A 15,541-nucleotide genomic window follows, 5' to 3' on the forward strand; every position below is an offset into this window, starting at 1 on the left:
GAGCCCGCGACCACGTTTCGGGTATCTACGGCAGGTGCGCCCGTACAGTTGCGTGTTGCTGCTTCCCTGTGTCGCTTGGGCCCAAGAGCCGGCCGCGTTGCCCCTGCGGGTAAACCGCACCGCATCCCTCCAATTCCTCCGGCCCCTTCCGTTGGGACCGGTCTTGGCCCCTGGCCAGGGCGAGACGACCTGGAATTGGACCGTCGCCAACGAGATGCGCGGGGCCCCCGGCCTCTTGGAAGACGCGGAAACGTGGCGCGTGGCCTACCTCCGCCGATGGGGGGCCAAAGACGGCGAATGGACTCTGGAAGTCCCTTTCCTCAGCCGTGGTGGCGGCATCCTAGACCCGATCATCGCCGGCTACCACCGGATGGTCGCCTTCGGCGTCCCCTTGCGCGAACAGACTCCCTTCGGCAACAGCGAAGTGACGCTCCCCGGGTCGCCTCGGTTTGGGTCGGCGTCAGGCCTCGGTGACGTGACCGTCGGTTTCGGCAGACCGATCGGGCCGGCGACAGCGGCCCGGGCCTGGTTGAAGCTACCGACCGGCGACGCCTCCCAAGCCCTCGGCAGCGGCAACGTCGACGCAGGGTTGACGCTTGACCACACCTTCAAACTCGGGAAGTCGCTCGACCTCCAGGTGGCGGGAGGACTTGTCGTCCAAGGCCGACCCCGTGTCCTCGCCAACACCAAGGGGCTCGTCGAGACCGGGACAGTCGCCCTGGCTTGGCGACGCAACAGTCGGGACACGTTTGGTCTCCAATGGACGGCCGAGGGCGCGCCCCAAAACCTTGGCGTCCCCGACGTCGATATGGAGCACCGGGTCGTCAGCTTCAGCTACACCCGCCGGACCGGTGTCGACTCGTGGGTCTCGGCGTACTTCAGCGAAGACAAGGACTTCAGTTGGGTCCACTTCCCGCAGGGCGCCGAGGTCGGCCCCGACTTCACATTTGGCATCGTCTGGCGGTGCCGGAAATAGCGAGAGCCGCCCGGTCTGGGCGGCTCTCGTGAAACCTTGATGGCAGCAGGCTTACCGCGGCTTGCGGTCTTCGCCGGGTTCGCTGAGCACGAACGGCAACAGCGCCATTTCCCGGGCCCGCTTGATCGCCTGGGCGATCATCCGCTGCTGCTTGGCGGTGTTACCGGTCTGACGGCTGGCGAGGATCTTCCCCCGGTCGGCCGACAGGTAACGCCGCAGGACGTTGACGTCCTTGTAGTCCACGTAGTCGATCTTGTTGAGCGTCAGGAAGCTGACCTTGCGCCGTCGGCCTTTACGTCCGCGGCCCTCGCCGCCCCGGCCTTCGGCCATATCGACGGCGGCCTTCTCACTGGCTCCGTCCATCATCGCGTTCTTGTCGTCGCTCATGCGCTGTGCTGATCCTCGCAAACAGGGTCGAGGCGGCTTGTGCCGCTCTCGGGAGGCAGAGTATAGCACGGAGCGTCGCCCTTGGGCCCGCCGACCTGCGGGACCTGCGGGCAATGCCAGCAATGCTCCGTTGGTACCTTTCGCGGATTTCGGCCTCGCACCGCCCAGACTGGCAATATCAGCGTCGTCCCGGGTGGCCGGAGGCGGAACGACCTCCTCACAAGACGACTTTTCTCGACACATGACCCTGACAAGGGGAGGACGCCTCAAAGCGAGGCAACCTCTCGCAAAACCATAAACCCTCCAGCCCATGGGGCCGGTCTCGCCCGCCGGCCCCCCTTTTCCTTTACGGGGCCACCTGCAAGAACTCGTCCCAGTGACTGTCCCGCGCAAACTTCATCAGACCGTAGTCGGCCGCCACCGCCGTGAACACGCTGCCCGACGAAAAGTCGACGCTAAGGCCGTGGCTGCCCGGCGAGTTGCTGTTATGTCCTTCCCACACCAGGCTGTCGGCCAGGGCCGCCCTGACGTTGGCGCAACTCGTCTTGACTCCTGCCGGGACGGTGTCGTCAGCCTCGAACCGCAGGCACAGGTCGCCAATGTCCCGATAGACACGGACCGAGGTCGGACTATACGACTGGGCGTTGTTCCGGACGGTCTGGATGACCCCGGCCAGCGTCGCCTTGTTCGTGTTGAGCCCGTCGGCCATGGCCGAGAGCGCCGTCACCAAGGCGGGAAGCTTGCTGGTGTCCACCACGCTTTGGGTGATTTTCCGCGAAACGTATGCCGGGTTGTTGACCATACCGTCGACAAAGCCCTTGCTCAAGTTCGCGGTGGTGTCGTCCGGGTTGTCACGGAAGCCGGCAAAGACGGTGTGATACGGGTAACCCTCCGCCGGCGGGCTCTCTTCGCTGCCGGCGACATAGTCGCAGTTGTCCTTCAGTTCGTAAGCGACCTCGACCATCTGCATCAGGCTGCAGTCCCAGGCGACGATGGCGAAGTGCTCGTTGCCCAGCGCCTGGTTGATCTGCCACGTGTTGATCGACGTGCCCGCCTCGTCGTCGTAGCTGAAGCCCCGTGTCCCGTAGTCCTTGGCCGAGCGTCGCCACCCGTTGCCGTGGTTCCAGACCACGAGGACGTACCGGTCGGCGGGGAAGTTGGTCTTGCCCCAGGTGATGAAATCACGCAGGGTCTGCGGGTTGCCCATGTCCAATGGGTTCCCCCCACCGTCTTTCAAATCGGTCTGGAGCAGTTGGCTGGCGACAACGTCCGACGAGTCGGGTTTGACCAGGTAGCGCCTGACGCCGTCAAACGAGCTTGCCGGAAACGCCGAGCGGCTTTGCTTCCACTGCACGACAAACCGGACGTCGGGGTTGCCCGCGACCTGCTCCATCTGGTTCATGTTCAAGGTCGAGGCGGAGTACAGGTCATTTGCCGCGTTCATGTAGACCAGCACCGTCCACTTGGTGCGGGTGACCTGGAACGGGTTGACCGTTACCGACGACGAGGCCCGGACCCCCGTCCCCGTCAGCGACGCACTGACCTGCCCCGTCCCGGCGACGTCGGCGTTCAAGACACCGGACTGGTTGACCGTGCCGATCGCGCCGTCCGCCGTCCATACCAACTTCGCCGGAGGGAAGAACGCCGCCGAGCCGCTGGCCCCCGCCACCGCGGCGACGAACTTTTGCACCTGACCTTCCACCAGGGTGACCGACCCCGGGTAGACGGTCATCGTCCGGGGTGCTTCGGCGTTCGTGGTCACTACCGGCGCGGACTTGCCGACGGTCGCCGAATTGCTGCACAAGTCGACCACGGTCGAGGCCGTCCCCAACACCGTTCCGGTCGCGTTGGGCCCGCTGTAGAGCGTCGCCACGAACTGGTACACGCCGGCGGTGATCTGGTTCAGCGTCAATGTGGTGCCCGAAGACGCGTTCAGGCTGTCCGACCGGACCGGCTTGCCGTCTTGGTCAAAGATTTGCAAGAGTTGCGAGGCCGACGCCGACGCCGGGCCCCAGTTGGTCGAATACTCGACCTTCGCGTCCGCCGAGGTGACCGGGCAAGCGCCCAGCACGAGGTTCCCACCCCCTGAGGACGTCCCGCCGCCGCCGCCGCCGCACCCGATCAACACCCCGGCGGCCAGCGCCACGATTCCCCAGGCAAGTCTCATCTCCGTAAGAGTGTGACGGAACCGAAGGCCCTAAGTATTGGTCAGGAGTTCCCAAAAGGGGACTCCAGTCTGCCGAAGATACGGAAGAGAGCCCTTATTGGCACATACGCGTCCATCCCGCAAGAAGCCGGTTGTCCCCACTCCGTCCCCCGACGCGGTGACGTGCGACGTCGCCTTCCCGGAGGGGGTCGCCAGTTTCGACCCTCAACGCGTCGGATACGCCGTCCTCGACGGTGAAGGGCGGGTCCTTGCCGCGTTTGGCCTCGCCCGGGCCAAGGCGGCCGACGACCCCGTGTGGGCCGCCTTGGCCCACAGTGTCCGAGGTTGCGGACAAGCCGAAGTCCTTGAGGGTGTCCACCGGATGTGGGTTGCCCAGGTAGGGCCGGGCCGGATCGACATCTTGGTCACGGACGCCAGCTCGGAGGTGGACTGCATGGAACGTCTTGACCACTTCCAACGCCACGCCCAGGCCTTGGAACGTCTTGGCAAAGCCTTGACACGCAACCAAAGCACCCAGGCCCTGGCGATGGGGATCCTCCACGCTCTCTACTCAGCCCTCGACCTGTTGGCGGCGTTGTTGTGGGTCGTGAACGAAGACGGGACTCTCGAGATTGCCGACACCGTCGGCATCGACCGTGGAGCGATCGCCGGTTTGGCGCGCCCCGTCCTTGGTGAAGGCGCCAAGACCGCGGCAGGACTCGTCGCCACGAGCTTGAAACCGCTCTTGGTGCCAAGGGTCTGCGCCAACCCCCTGACGGCGGAACATGAGGCCCTCCTCGTCGCCGACGACACCTCGGCGATCATCCTCCCCTTGGTCAGCGCCGGCCAACTCATGGGCGTGCTCGAACTTGTCGCCCGGATCGAGGACCAAAGGTTCCTCCGCCGTCACGGCATGTGGGTGTCGCTGGCCGAACACGTCGCCATGGGCATCCATAGCGCGATCATGTTTGAGAAGACCGAGCGCATGGCCTCCCTCGACCCACTGACGGGCATCGCCAACCACCGGTCCATGCAGGAGTACCTCGCCCTCCGGATCGTCGAGGCCCAGCGCGAGCGCAAGCCCGTCGGGGTCGTCATGCTTGATGTGGACCACTTCCGGCGGTTCAACGAAGAGCAGGGCCATGACGTGGGCGACACCGTGCTGAAGGCCGTGGCCAGTTGCCTGTCTTCGCACCTCCGTGGGTACGACATGGCCGCCCGCTACGGGGGTGAAGAGTTCACTCTGGTGCTGCCGGGCAGCGACCTGGCTACCACGGAGAAGGCGGCTGAACGCGTCCGCAAGGCGATCGAAGGGCTCGACACCGGTCACGCCCCGATCACGGCCAGCCTCGGCTGCGCGGCCTTTCCTGAAAGCGGGAACGACGCGCCCACCCTTCTCAAGGCCGCCGACAACGCTCTGTACGAGGCCAAGCACTCGGGCCGCAACCGCGTGGCAGTCGCCGGCGAAGGCAGGCGGCGGGCCTGCTAGTCCTGGGGGCCCACCGGTCCTCCACCCTTAGTTGCGCGGTCGCGACAACCGATGCCATACTATGCGCCTGCGAGTAGCAGGGACGGGCGAACCATGCCCAGAGGCCGCGCAAGACGGCCCGCGTCCCGCAAAGGCCCCTAGGGCCGGAGGCCTTTAAGATGTATGCGATAGTCAAGACCGGTGGCAAACAGTACCGAGCCGAAAAGAACGAGCTCCTCATCGTCGAAAAGTTGGACGGTGAGCCGGGCACCTCGGTGGAGCTGGGCGAAGTCGTCATGCTCGTCGGCGACGGCAACGTCACCCTCGGCAGCCCCTTTGTGAAGGGCGCGAAGGTCAAGGCCAAGATCGTCCGCCAGGGCAAGGCCAAGAAGATCAACGCGTTCAACTACAAACCGAAGAAGAACGAGCGGAAGCGGTGGGGCCACCGCCAACCGCAGACCCACCTCCTGGTGACCGACGTCGTCGGAGGCAAGTGAGCTTATGGCACATAAAAAAGGACAGGGTTCCACCCGTAACGGCCGCGATTCCAACTCCCAGCGGCTCGGCGTCAAGCGGTTCGGCGGCCAGGTCGTCAAGCCCGGCATGATCTTGGTCCGCCAGCGTGGCACCAAGTTCTATCCTGGCCCTGGCGTCGGCATTGGCAACGACCACACCCTCTTCGCCCTGATCGACGGGCACGTGAAGTTTGAGGGCCCGAAGGACCGCCGCCGCATCGCCGTCTACGCCGACCAAGCCTAAGACCGCTGAGGAACTAAGCCGGCTAGGCCTGAGCCCTTCGTCTCACCAAGTGGACGCCCCGGACCTGAAAGTCCGGGGCGTCTCTGTTGCGGCCCGCCATCATCGCCGTCATGGACCTCGGGACGGTCAAAGACGTCAGCATCGTCGTCGCGGGAGTCGTGGCGTTTGTCGGCTTTGTGGGCGGCATCGCCGAATATTGGCGGCGGAACCGGGAAATCCGGGCCGAGCACTTCATTGCGATGCGGCGACGGTTTCTCGAAACCCCTGCCTACAAGGAGATCCTCGACCAAATCGTCTCCGGCGACCCTGCCCTGGGCCAACGGTCGATCCAGGAACGACGCAACTTCATCGGGTTTCTAGAGGAGATCGGGCTGATGATCGACTCACGCTTGATCCAGGCCCAAGTCGCCTACTACATGTTTGGCCACTACGTGCGCCTCGCCGACGGCTCGGAACACCTCTGGACCGACCTCGACAAGGGTGGCGAATACTGGGCGGTGTTCCGGCGCCTGGCCGCACAAGTCAAGGCACACAGCAGCAACCGACCGGACCGGTTCCGGTTCTAGGCCCAACTAGACCAGGCCGGCGCGAAGCAGGTCTTTGAGCATCAACAGGCCGACGACGCGACCCGAGCGGTCGACGACCGGCATCTCGCCGATCTTCTTGGGATGGTTCTCGAAGGCTTCAAGGGCCTCAAACGCAAGGATGTCCGGCTCGCACGTCGCCACGCCGCGCGTGCAGGCCTCACCTGCGGTCCCGTCCAGTTTCCCGTCGTGGGTCGTCAGCCATCGCCGCAGGTCACCGTCCGACATGTAGCCGACCAGTCCACCGGAGTCGTCCACGACCACGACACCGCCCGCCCCGGCCCGTCCAATGGCTTGGAGACAGTCCATCAGCGACGTCGCGGGCGGGACGGCCGGAAGTTCGGCCCCCGTCCGCATGACGTCGGCCACCGTCAGGGTCAACCTCCTCCCTAGGGCGCCGGCGGGGTGGAACCGGGCGAAGTCGGTCGCCCCGAAGCCGCGGGCCTCCATCACCGCCACTGCCAAGGCGTCGCTGACCGCCAGCATCACCGTCGTGGAGGTCGTCGGGGCCAGGTTGTTAGGGCAGGCTTCCTTAGTGACCGACAGGTCCAAGGTCAAGTCGGCGAGGCGCGCCGTGGTGCTCGCGGGCCGGCCCGTCATCGCGACGGTCCGGGCACCGATCGCCTTGAACGACGGAAAGAGCCGCACGACCTCGTCGGTCTCTCCACTGTAGGTGTACACCAGAACGACGTCCTCGTCCCTGACCATGCCGAGGTCACCATGTACCGCCTCGGCAGCGTGAAGGAAGAACGACGGCGTGCCCGTCGAGGCGAACGTCGCCGCCGCCTTCTCGGCGATGTGACCGCTCTTCCCCACGCCACAGGTCACCACCCTGCCCCGGCACCCCAACAGGAGACCCACCGCGTCCTCAAAGGCACCGTCCAAGCGTTGGGACAGGGCCTGGATGGCTTCCGCCTCCTCCCTCATGACCCGCCGGACTGCCTCAAGGACGCTCATAGGGTCTTCTTGTGCATGATCGACTTGCCGAACAGGCTGCTCGCCCATTCGATGGCGACCCGCGCCGTCTCGCCCCGGTTGTCGTGGAGGGGGTTGACCTCGACAAGGTCGACACCCACGATCTGGAACGGCCCGCCCTCCGTGAAGCCGATTTCGTGGAGGGTCTCGGCCAAAAGGTGCCCTTCCCGGTACGTGAGGCCGCCACGCACGGCCGTCCCCGTCCCCGGCGCGAACACCGGGTCCAGGGCGTCGACGTCAAAGCTGATCCACAGCTTTTTCGCCCCCGTGCTGGCCGTCCAATCGGCCAAAGCCTTGATCGCCCCCGGTGCGGTGAGCCGGTCGACGTCTTGCATGGTCAGGACCAGGGATCCCGGCATGCCCTGCTGGTTGCGCACCTCGCCCTCGTCCACGTCGCGCAGACCGATCCACGCCACATTGCTCCGTCGGAGCCCCGGACGGGGCACGACGTCGGAGAGAATCTCGCTCCAGGCTTCGGTCAGCGCGTTCGACCACTTCTCCGTCCGACCGTAATGCATGCCGGGGGCGAGCATGGTCAACGCCGCCAAGGGCATGCCGTGCATGTTGCCCGAGGGTGTCGTGTCGGGGGTGTTCAAATCCATGTGGGCGTCGATCCAGACCACGGCCAGATCGTCTCCATAGACGTCCAAGGCTCCGGAGACCGTCCCGATGGCAAGACTATGGTCACCTCCCATGACGACGGGGAGATGGCCCTTCTTAAGGCTGCCTGCCACCGTCTTCCGAAGGGCCTTGTACGCGCTGATACCCTCGGCGTACCGTTTGGACAGGCGTTGGGGCACCTCTTGCGAAATCGGGAAGGCGTCACCCAAGTCGTTGACAGACGCCCCCAAGTCTTTCAGGGCTTGGGAGAACCCCAAAAGGCGCATGGCCCACGGGCCGATCCGACTGCCCAGCATCGGACCCGACAGGTCGTAGGGTGCGCCGATGAGGTCGATCATCTGGTCATTGTACTAGCCACGGCCCCGTGGTCCCTTGAGTTCACCGCCACCGCCGTAGAATCCCCTGTCATGGACCTGGTCGGCGTTGTGGGAGTTCAGGGCGACTTTGACAAGCACCTCGACGCGTTCCGCCGCGCCGGCGTCCCGCCGGAGGCCCTCCGGCTGGTCAAAACCCCCGCGCACCTCGAAGGTGTCCGTCGTGTCGTCGTTCCCGGTGGGGAGAGCACGACGGTCGGCATGCTCATGGACCGGTTCGGTCTCGGCTCTGCACTGATCGACTTCGCCCGCCAAGGACGGCCCGTCTGGGGCACATGCATGGGCATGATCCTCATGGCCGACCGAGTCGAGGGTCGCCAGCAGTACAGTTTGGGCCTCCTCGACGTCACCGTCCGCCGCAACGCCTTCGGTGCGCAAGTGCACAGCTTCGAAGACGAAGTCCACCTGGAACCTCTCGGGAGGACCGTCACCGGCGTCTTCATCCGCGCTCCGATCGTCGTCGAGCACGGTCCCAGCGTCGATGTCGTCGGCCTGTACGACGGCAAGGTCGTCGCGGTCAAGCAAGGCAACCTCGTCGGGACGTCCTTCCACCCAGAGCTGACCGACGACACTGGCCTCCACGAATGGTTCTTGGGCCTTTGAAAAAAAGGGGCCCCGCTCAGAGGGCGATGAGACGGGGCTTTGGTTTTGGGGGAGGAAGAAAACCTTTTCTCTTGGCTGTCCGGTTTGACGAAAGGGCGCCCCGGCTTGTTCCCTGACTTGTAAGAAGTCCCTCGGTCACGTTGCGAGGGCTCGATATGACAGGTGGACGTCTGGACCGACCTGGGCCACCGCGTCGAGCACCAAGCGTTCTGTCCAACCCTCCATGGGGCCATAAGGCGGCAACCACGGGATGCCGGCACCGAACAGTTTGGGAGCCACAAAGAGTTCGAGTCGGTCGACAAGCCCGGCCTCGATGAATGTCCGGATCGTACGCCCGCCCCCCTCCACGAGGAGTCCCGTCAGCCCCCGCTCCGCCATGAGTTCCATCAGTGAGCCTAGGCCGTAGGGGTCAAGCACGGTCTGCCCTGGCTGGGTGGCCTCGGCAACGCACCACCATGTCTCTCCTGGCTGGGAAAAGACATGCTCCCGGCCGGTCAGCCGCGAGTTCGGGTCAAGGACGATCCGGAGCGGTTGGTTGACGACGCCCGGGATGCGGGCGGTCAAGGACGGGTTGTCGGTGTGGACGGTCCGCCAGCCCACCAGGACTGCCCCGCACTCGGCCCTCAGTCGATGCCCGACCAACCGCGCCGCGTCGCTGGTGATCCAACGGCTCCGGCCGTCAGGCCAAGCCGTACAGCCGTCAAGGGTCACCGCGGCCTTGATGACAATGTACGGCCTTCCTCGACGCATCGCGGTCAAAAAGGGCTCGTTGACCTTTTCCGCCTCGGCCGCGCCCACCCCGAACTCGACTTCGATCCCGGCCTGGCGAAGGGTCGCGTTGCCGCCGGCCGCCAAGGGGTTGGGGTCGGCGACTGCGACGACCACCCGGCGGATCCCGGCCCGGACAAGGGCTTCAGAGCACGGCGGCGTGCGTCCGTGGTGGTTGCACGGCTCCAGCGTGACGTATGCTGTCGCGCCGTCTGCCTTGTCACCGGCCGCCTGGAGGGCGACGACCTCGGCATGCGGACCTCCCGCGTGGTCATGGAACCCCTCACCGACCACGGCACCGTCTTTGACGACGACGCAGCCGACCCTGGGGTTCGGCGCGGGCCAGCCTAGACCGGCCAACGCGACAGCCCGGGTCATAAAGGTCTCGTCAGCGGTCATTCTTCCTTCTTTCGATGGTCAGCCGACGTCGCCTCAAGCAAAGTCCGAAGGTTGTCGGCCCGTTCCTTCGTCATGTCTCGGCGGACCTGGCGTATTGTGAAGATCGCGCTGAGGGCCACCGCGACCCAGATACAGACCGACAGCATGACATAGGTGCCGAACCGGACGACGTACTGCTTCATCTCGGGCGATCCGGCCGGAGGACGGTGCCCCGCAACCAATGGCCATGCCAAGAGGAACAATATCCCGGTGACCAAGAGGACCGTGGTCGTGACTCTTAGGCGCATGCTTCTCGAAGGGCGCGCATGTTGGCGGCGATGTCGCCGTGCTTGGTGACAAAGCTCCCGGCGACAAAGTCGGTGGCACCTGCGTCGTGGAGCCGTCGGGCGGTGCCGGGATCGACGCCGCCGTCCACCTGGATGCGGACATCGGGCCGCATCCGCCGTACCGTCCGGACCTTCTCGACACACGACTCGACCAAAGCCTGGCCGCCCCAGCCCGGGTTGACCGTCATGACGAGCACCAAGTCGACGTCGTGGACCAAGGCTTCGAGCACGGAGGCCGAGGTGCCCGGGTTGACGGCGACGCCCGCCTCCACGCCGGCGTGGCGCAGGCTCTGGGCCAAACGGTGGGCGTGGGCGGTGGCTTCGGCATGGAAGGTGATCCGGCGGCAACCGGCGGCGACGAAGGCATCGAAATGCCGTTCGGGGGTCTCGGTCATCAAATGGGCTTCGAGCGGTGTCGGGCCCAGCTTGGCCAGCGACGAGGCGAGGTCGGCGCCGAACGTGATCGGCGGGACGAACTGTCCGTCCATGACGTCAAGGTGGATGTAGTCCGCCCCCGCCTCCATCATCTGACGGACGGGAGTGGCGAAGTCAGAGGGGTCGCAACTCAGGATAGAGGGACATAACACCATTGGCTTACTCTCCCTCGGGGATTGGGTCGCCGTCATTGTCCGCCGGTGGGGCGTCCTCGTCGTTCCGCTTTGACTCATGGCCGGGTTTGGGGGGACGGACGGTCTTGACGAGCACGTTGTCGTAGAACACCTTGAACTCCACATTCTCGCCGTAGGCCCGCTGAGAGACTTTGAACGAGTCGTTGGGTTGGTGGGTGTCCTCATGGACCGTCCGGTTGCCCTTAGCGTCGCTCAAGTCGACGCGGACCACCACGGGGTCCGGAGTGTTCTTGACGACTACGGTGAGCGTATACCGTTCCGACACCTCCGGCCGGTCGTCACGGTCGCCGTTGGCGACACGGAGCTTGACCCGACTGTAGCGCGGCACCTTCTCCTCGGCTTCTGGCGTCTGCCCGACGACAAAGTCCCGCTTAAAGTCGTTGCTGGCGACGTACTCGATCTGGTCGGAGACGTCCAGGTTGATCGCCTTGAGCAAGTCCTTGCACTCGGCCACCGTCTTACCCTTCAGCGAGGGCACGGTGACGAACTTACTGCCCGAACTGACGACGGCCTCGACATAGCTGTGCTCCAGGACGTCCTCACCGGCCGTGGGCGACTGCCCCACGATCACCCCCTCGCCATACTTTTCGCTCATTTCCTTGCGCGAAACCCGCAATTTGAGGCCCATCTTCTGGAGGTCTTGCATCGCCTCAAGCTGCGACTTGCCCACCAGGTTCGGGGTCGGGAAGGCCTTGGGCTTTTGGACGTTGAAGTAGAACCAAGCCGCCAAGACCATGACGGCGGCGCCCACCGCCACGTAAGCGATACCCTGGAGCCAGCCGGGGACTCCGTCGGAACGGTTTCTCTTCTTGGGCACGTCGTTGTCTTTCCTTGGGTTGGCCACGTTCAGTTCGGGGACGACCGTGTCCGTCCGGTGGGCTTCGGCAGGCTGCAGGGGCCACGTCAGGGGCTTGCCGAAGCGCAGGGCCTCCGCCAGTAGGCGGAGGTCACGGAGCATCTCTTCCACCGTGCGGTAGCGGCCCGACGGCTCCTTGGCCATCGCCTTTTCGACAATCTTGTCGAGGGGCATCGGCACCGAGTTGGTGACCTGCCTGAGACTCTGGTACGGGGCGGTTGCATGCTTCACTGCCACGACGCTAGGCGTCTCCCCGGTGTAGGGTAGCCGGCCGGTCAAGAGTTGCCAGAGCAGGACGCCGATGGCGTAAATGTCGCTTTGGAAGGTCGGCATCGCCCCTGCCGTCACCTCGGGAGCCAGGTACGGTGCCATCGCCCGCAGCGCCGCCACCGCGGCCCGCGAACTGTTGCCATAGGCTCGCCATAGGCCTGGCACCGTGACCTTGATGCTGTCGGCGGAAGTCGCCAAGACGGTCTTGGCCGAGATGTCACCATGGACGATGCCTGCCGCATGCAAGGCCGACACGGCTTCGGCCACTTCGACGACGGTGTTGACCGACACCGCGACGCTAAACCCGGACAGCCGCTTGATCCGGTCTTCCAGGCTTGTGCCCGAAGTGTGTTCGGAGAGGATGAAGCTACGGCCTTGATCGCTCAGCACGCCGAGCATCTGCTCCAGGTTGGGGTGGTTCACCCGGCCGACTTCTTCGACCACTGCACGGATCTCGGGCAAAAAGCCGGGCTCAAGAGCGACCTCGGGGCGTAAAACACGCAGGGTGAGATCCTTAGAGGTCAGTTTCTCCTTGGCCTTGAACGACTCATAGATCGGACCACTGTCCGTCTCTTCGACCAACTCGTACCGACCGGAGAAGACCTGGCCGATCACCGAGGCTCCTCCTCCCCAGGTTCGCCGGGGACAAAGGCGAGGACGACCGCCGCGGCGAGCAGGGCGAGGGCGAGCCAGGGCACCGACGACCCGTCAAGGGCACGGACGTACTTGCCCGGGTCTCCCTCGGGATCCAGGGCGAGCTTGACGCTGAAAAAGTACCCCCCAGCCATCAAGGCCGCGCCGGCCCAACCGACCACCGCCCGCACCGTTTTCATTGCCTAGACTCTAAGACGGTCAGCACGGTCCGTTCGTCGACACCGTGCGTCAACTGACAGGCCCCAAGGCCGGTGAGCAGGCTCATGCTCAGGCCTTCGCCGCGAGCCTTCTTATCGAGCTTCATCGCCTGGACCACCGCCTGTGGTTCCACGCTGAAGGGCATGTGGGTCGGGAGTCCCTGGCTGTCCAGACCCAGACGGACCTCTTCGGCGACGCCGGGGGGTGTGATCCCGACCGCTTCGCCGACGAGACACTCCAGGTACATACCGACTGCGACCGCCTCGCCATGGAGCATGCCTTCATAGCCAAGTTCCCGCTCTAGGGCATGGCCAATGGTGTGGCCAAAGTTGAGGGTCGCCCGCAAACCGTTGGTCTCGAACTCGTCGGCTTGGACAATGTCCGCCTTGACCTGGAGGCTGCTCTGGATAATGTCGGCCATTCGCGCGTCGCCTGGCTCGATGGGTCGGTGACGGAGGGTGCCCATGAGCAGTTGGTCGGCGATGAAGGCGTGTTTCCAGATTTCCGCCGTGCCATTGGTGAGCTGCCGTTCGGGAAGAGTGTCCAAGAACTCGACGGCAATCCGCACTTGGTTCGGCGCGTAGAACGCTCCGGCGAGGTTCTTGCCTTCCGGAAGGTCGATGCCGACCTTGCCGCCGATCGAACTGTCGACCATGGCAAGGAGGGTGGTCGGCACCTGCAGGAACCCGACGCCGCGCATGTACGTCGCGGCGACGAAGCCGGCGAGGTCCCCGACTACGCCGCCACCCAAAGCAACGATACGGCCGTTTCGTCGGAGGCCGGACTTGGCGACGCTACTCAGAAGGTCGGTGTAGATGGCGGGTGACTTGCTCGATTCGCCCGACGGGACGACCGCCACGCGGTGGTCGTCCAGGGGGAACGGCCCGTAGTGGGCCGCCACCATCGTGTCGGTGATGAGGAAGTCGTCCGGGCCAAGGTCAATCAGGCTCTCGACAATGCCACCGAAGACGATGTCATAGGAACCGCTGGAGTGACGGATGGTCACAGGCCGACGACCTCGCGGATTCGGTGCGACACGGCTTCGAACTCGTCGTCCCCCGCGACGACGTGAAAATCAGCTTTCAGGTAATGCTCGCGGCGGGCTGTCCAAATGTCCATGAAGGTGCTCTCCCAATTGTCGGTCTCGAGCAACGGCCGCTTGCGACGGGAGGAGGTCAGGCGTTGCATGATGGTATGAGGATCGACGTCCAGAAAGACAGTCTGGCCTAATCGGCGCATCTCGACCCAGTTCTCCTCGCGCATCACGACGCCGCCACCGGTGGAGAGGACACCGTCGCCCGCCTCTAGCTTACGGAGAAACGCGGTCTCGTGCTGCCGGAACCCCTCCTCGCCGAAGAGCTTGAACAGGCGGGGGATCGTCAGGCCAAGCCGGTGCTGGAGGGCCCAGTCGGCGTCGACAAACTCCCGGCCCAGTTCGTCGGCCAGCAGTCGGCCGACGGTGCTCTTACCGGAGCCCATCATGCCGACCAGGATCACGTACGCCATCTTGACCCCTTTTGAGCATAGCAGTCCGGGTGAAACATGGCAAAGGCAGGGGTCGAGTGACCCCTGCCTTGCGTCGGACGACGGTCGGTCGTCAGGGTGCCGCGCCGAGGCCGTAGTCGTCGTCGCCCACGATTGACGGAGTCACGAAGACGATCAACTCGCTGGTGCCCTGGTTCTGCGTGCGTCCCCGGAAGAGCTGGCCGATGATCGGCAAGTCGCTGAGGAGCGGGATGCGCGACTCGGAGTACGTGTCGGTCTTGGCGGTGATACCGGCCAAGGCGATCGTCTCGCGGTCCTTCACGCGGGCCACGACCTGGACCGACTGGCTGAGGACGTCCGGAATCTCCTGTCCGTCCGGGCCGCGCTTGACTTGGCCGATGCTGGAGATCGTCGGCGTCAGCGTCATCGTGATCGTGTTGTCACCGTTGATACGGGGCTTGATCACCAAGAAGGTCGGGATGTTCAACTGGACCGGCGTGGCCGTGACGATGTTTCCACCGGCACTGGCGGTGACCTGGTTCAAGAAGATCGTGGTCTGCGTGTTCTGCGTGACGACGGCCAGCTGGTTGTTCAGCGTCCGCAGAAGCGGGGCGGTGACGACGCGGCCCCAACCGTCGGTCATGACGGTGCGGAGCCGGGTGCTGATGTTGCCGGTCGCGTAGTTGATGAAGACGGGGTCACTCGTGCGGGTGAAGGTTCCCGGCCGGTTGCCAAAGAACGTGCCGCCCCGCTCATAGAGCCAGTCGATACCCAGCGAGCGATCAGCCGACCGGCTCGTGGTGATGAATTCGACCTTGACGACGACCTGCTTTGGCGCGACGTCGAAGATTTGGAGCAAGTCCAGCAACTTCTTGTAAGCGTCGTCGGTGCCCTGGAAGATGATGCTGTTGTCAGCCGGGTCGTAGCTGAGCCGGTCGATGCCGGCCGGCAGGAACCCTTGGCCCGACTGCAGGCCCGAGAAAGAGCCGCCGCCCTGGCCGCCACCGAGTTGTCCGCCGCCGCCACCAAGTTGACCGCCTCCACCGAAGCCGCCACCACCAGG

General features: G+C 64.9%; 18 protein-coding genes. 6 read left to right on the forward strand and 12 right to left on the reverse strand.

What is annotated here, in order from left to right; translation table 11 throughout:
* Positions 1-55 precede the first annotated feature (55 nt).
* A complete protein-coding gene (locus KF857_07555; protein MBX3111849.1) occupies positions 56-976 on the forward strand; it encodes a DUF3187 family protein in 921 nt (306 codons plus the stop codon).
* Between the two features lie 51 nt (positions 977-1,027).
* On the opposite strand, the gene rpsR is transcribed toward KF857_07555, so the two are convergent.
* Together rpsR and KF857_07565 are read right to left on the reverse strand one after the other, a co-directional pair.
* Positions 1,028-1,306, reverse strand: a complete 279-nt coding sequence (gene rpsR / locus KF857_07560; GenBank protein ID MBX3111850.1) for a 30S ribosomal protein S18 — start codon at positions 1,304-1,306, stop codon at positions 1,028-1,030.
* 403 nt (positions 1,307-1,709) lie between these two features.
* Positions 1,710-3,530 carry a hypothetical protein gene (locus KF857_07565; protein MBX3111851.1) on the reverse strand — a complete coding sequence of 607 codons (1,821 nt, stop codon included), beginning with the start codon at positions 3,528-3,530 and terminating at the stop codon, positions 1,710-1,712.
* A gap of 97 nt (positions 3,531-3,627) precedes the next feature.
* Here KF857_07565 and KF857_07570 point away from each other — a divergent pair, with 97 nt between their 5' ends.
* The 4 genes from KF857_07570 to KF857_07585 all read left to right on the forward strand — a co-directional run bounded on the left by KF857_07570 (position 3,628) and on the right by KF857_07585 (position 6,302).
* Complete coding sequence (locus tag KF857_07570) at positions 3,628-4,998, forward strand: sensor domain-containing diguanylate cyclase (protein MBX3111852.1); 1,371 nt, start codon at positions 3,628-3,630, stop codon at positions 4,996-4,998.
* A gap of 158 nt (positions 4,999-5,156) precedes the next feature.
* A complete protein-coding gene (gene rplU / locus KF857_07575; GenBank protein MBX3111853.1) occupies positions 5,157-5,474 on the forward strand; it encodes a 50S ribosomal protein L21 in 318 nt (105 codons plus the stop codon).
* Positions 5,475-5,478: 4 nt separating this feature from the next.
* A complete protein-coding gene (gene rpmA, locus KF857_07580) occupies positions 5,479-5,736 on the forward strand; it encodes a 50S ribosomal protein L27 (GenBank protein MBX3111854.1) in 258 nt (85 codons plus the stop codon).
* 110 nt (positions 5,737-5,846) lie between these two features.
* Complete coding sequence (locus tag KF857_07585) at positions 5,847-6,302, forward strand: hypothetical protein (protein MBX3111855.1); 456 nt, start codon at positions 5,847-5,849, stop codon at positions 6,300-6,302.
* A 6-nt stretch (positions 6,303-6,308) separates the two neighbouring features.
* On the opposite strand, the gene KF857_07590 is transcribed toward KF857_07585, so the two are convergent.
* Together KF857_07590 and KF857_07595 are read right to left on the reverse strand one after the other, a co-directional pair.
* Complete coding sequence (locus KF857_07590) at positions 6,309-7,277, reverse strand: KpsF/GutQ family sugar-phosphate isomerase (protein ID MBX3111856.1); 969 nt, start codon at positions 7,275-7,277, stop codon at positions 6,309-6,311.
* Positions 7,274-8,254, reverse strand: a complete 981-nt coding sequence (locus tag KF857_07595) for an arginase (protein MBX3111857.1) — start codon at positions 8,252-8,254, stop codon at positions 7,274-7,276. The genes KF857_07590 and KF857_07595 overlap by 4 nt, the downstream gene beginning before the upstream one ends.
* A 69-nt stretch (positions 8,255-8,323) precedes the next feature.
* On the opposite strand from KF857_07595, the gene pdxT reads away from it, so the two are divergent.
* A complete protein-coding gene (pdxT, locus tag KF857_07600) occupies positions 8,324-8,893 on the forward strand; it encodes a pyridoxal 5'-phosphate synthase glutaminase subunit PdxT (GenBank protein ID MBX3111858.1) in 570 nt (189 codons plus the stop codon).
* Between the two features lie 135 nt (positions 8,894-9,028).
* Here the strand turns inward: pdxT and ribD are convergent, their stop codons facing one another.
* The 8 genes from ribD to KF857_07640 form a co-directional block, all read right to left on the reverse strand.
* On the reverse strand, positions 9,029-10,060 hold the full coding sequence (gene ribD / locus KF857_07605) for a bifunctional diaminohydroxyphosphoribosylaminopyrimidine deaminase/5-amino-6-(5-phosphoribosylamino)uracil reductase RibD (protein MBX3111859.1): 1,032 nt from the start codon (positions 10,058-10,060) through the stop codon (positions 9,029-9,031).
* Positions 10,057-10,347, reverse strand: coding sequence for a hypothetical protein (locus KF857_07610; protein ID MBX3111860.1), 291 nt, complete (start codon positions 10,345-10,347; stop codon positions 10,057-10,059). Before KF857_07610 ends, ribD begins: the two co-directional genes overlap by 4 nt.
* Positions 10,338-10,976 (reverse strand): ribulose-phosphate 3-epimerase, encoded by a 639-nt coding sequence (gene rpe / locus KF857_07615; GenBank protein MBX3111861.1) that lies wholly within the window; start codon positions 10,974-10,976, stop codon positions 10,338-10,340. The genes KF857_07610 and rpe overlap by 10 nt, the downstream gene beginning before the upstream one ends.
* A gap of 4 nt (positions 10,977-10,980) precedes the next feature.
* A complete protein-coding gene (locus KF857_07620; protein ID MBX3111862.1) occupies positions 10,981-12,756 on the reverse strand; it encodes a protein kinase in 1,776 nt (591 codons plus the stop codon).
* Complete coding sequence (locus tag KF857_07625) at positions 12,753-12,974, reverse strand: hypothetical protein (GenBank protein ID MBX3111863.1); 222 nt, start codon at positions 12,972-12,974, stop codon at positions 12,753-12,755. The genes KF857_07620 and KF857_07625 overlap by 4 nt, the downstream gene beginning before the upstream one ends.
* Positions 12,971-13,999: a 3-dehydroquinate synthase gene (aroB, locus tag KF857_07630; GenBank protein ID MBX3111864.1), complete on the reverse strand. Its 1,029-nt coding sequence runs from the start codon at positions 13,997-13,999 to the stop codon at positions 12,971-12,973. Before aroB ends, KF857_07625 begins: the two co-directional genes overlap by 4 nt.
* Positions 13,996-14,499 carry a shikimate kinase gene (locus KF857_07635; protein MBX3111865.1) on the reverse strand — a complete coding sequence of 168 codons (504 nt, stop codon included), beginning with the start codon at positions 14,497-14,499 and terminating at the stop codon, positions 13,996-13,998. The genes aroB and KF857_07635 overlap by 4 nt, the downstream gene beginning before the upstream one ends.
* Positions 14,500-14,590: 91 nt before the next feature.
* Entirely contained in the window at positions 14,591-15,121 is a 531-nt protein-coding gene (locus KF857_07640) for a type II and III secretion system protein (GenBank protein MBX3111866.1), read from the reverse strand.
* Positions 15,122-15,541 lie beyond the last annotated feature (420 nt).

The organism is Fimbriimonadaceae bacterium, from assembly GCA_019638795.1.
Taxonomy (GTDB): Bacteria; Armatimonadota; Fimbriimonadia; order Fimbriimonadales; family Fimbriimonadaceae; genus JAHBTB01.

Excerpts from the sequence above, each read along its gene's own strand:
- rpsR (MBX3111850.1), bottom strand. The coding sequence starts at position 1,306 with ATGGCCGAAGGCCGGGGCGGCGAGGGCCGCGGACGTAAAGGCCGACGG.
- KF857_07585 (MBX3111855.1), top strand. The coding sequence starts at position 5,847 with ATGGACCTCGGGACGGTCAAAGACGTCAGCATCGTCGTCGCGGGAGTC.
- rplU (MBX3111853.1), top strand. The coding sequence starts at position 5,157 with ATGTATGCGATAGTCAAGACCGGTGGCAAACAGTACCGAGCCGAAAAG.
- KF857_07635 (MBX3111865.1), bottom strand. The coding sequence starts at position 14,499 with ATGGCGTACGTGATCCTGGTCGGCATGATGGGCTCCGGTAAGAGCACC.
- KF857_07640 (MBX3111866.1), bottom strand. The coding sequence starts at position 15,121 with ATGACCGACGGTTGGGGCCGCGTCGTCACCGCCCCGCTTCTGCGGACG.
- pdxT (MBX3111858.1), top strand. The coding sequence starts at position 8,324 with ATGGACCTGGTCGGCGTTGTGGGAGTTCAGGGCGACTTTGACAAGCAC.
- ribD (MBX3111859.1), bottom strand. The coding sequence starts at position 10,060 with ATGACCGCTGACGAGACCTTTATGACCCGGGCTGTCGCGTTGGCCGGT.
- rpe (MBX3111861.1), bottom strand. The coding sequence starts at position 10,976 with ATGGTGTTATGTCCCTCTATCCTGAGTTGCGACCCCTCTGACTTCGCC.
- KF857_07625 (MBX3111863.1), bottom strand. The coding sequence starts at position 12,974 with ATGAAAACGGTGCGGGCGGTGGTCGGTTGGGCCGGCGCGGCCTTGATG.
- KF857_07565 (MBX3111851.1), bottom strand. The coding sequence starts at position 3,530 with ATGAGACTTGCCTGGGGAATCGTGGCGCTGGCCGCCGGGGTGTTGATC.
- KF857_07595 (MBX3111857.1), bottom strand. The coding sequence starts at position 8,254 with ATGATCGACCTCATCGGCGCACCCTACGACCTGTCGGGTCCGATGCTG.
- KF857_07610 (MBX3111860.1), bottom strand. The coding sequence starts at position 10,347 with ATGCGCCTAAGAGTCACGACCACGGTCCTCTTGGTCACCGGGATATTG.
- rpmA (MBX3111854.1), top strand. The coding sequence starts at position 5,479 with ATGGCACATAAAAAAGGACAGGGTTCCACCCGTAACGGCCGCGATTCC.
- KF857_07590 (MBX3111856.1), bottom strand. The coding sequence starts at position 7,277 with ATGAGCGTCCTTGAGGCAGTCCGGCGGGTCATGAGGGAGGAGGCGGAA.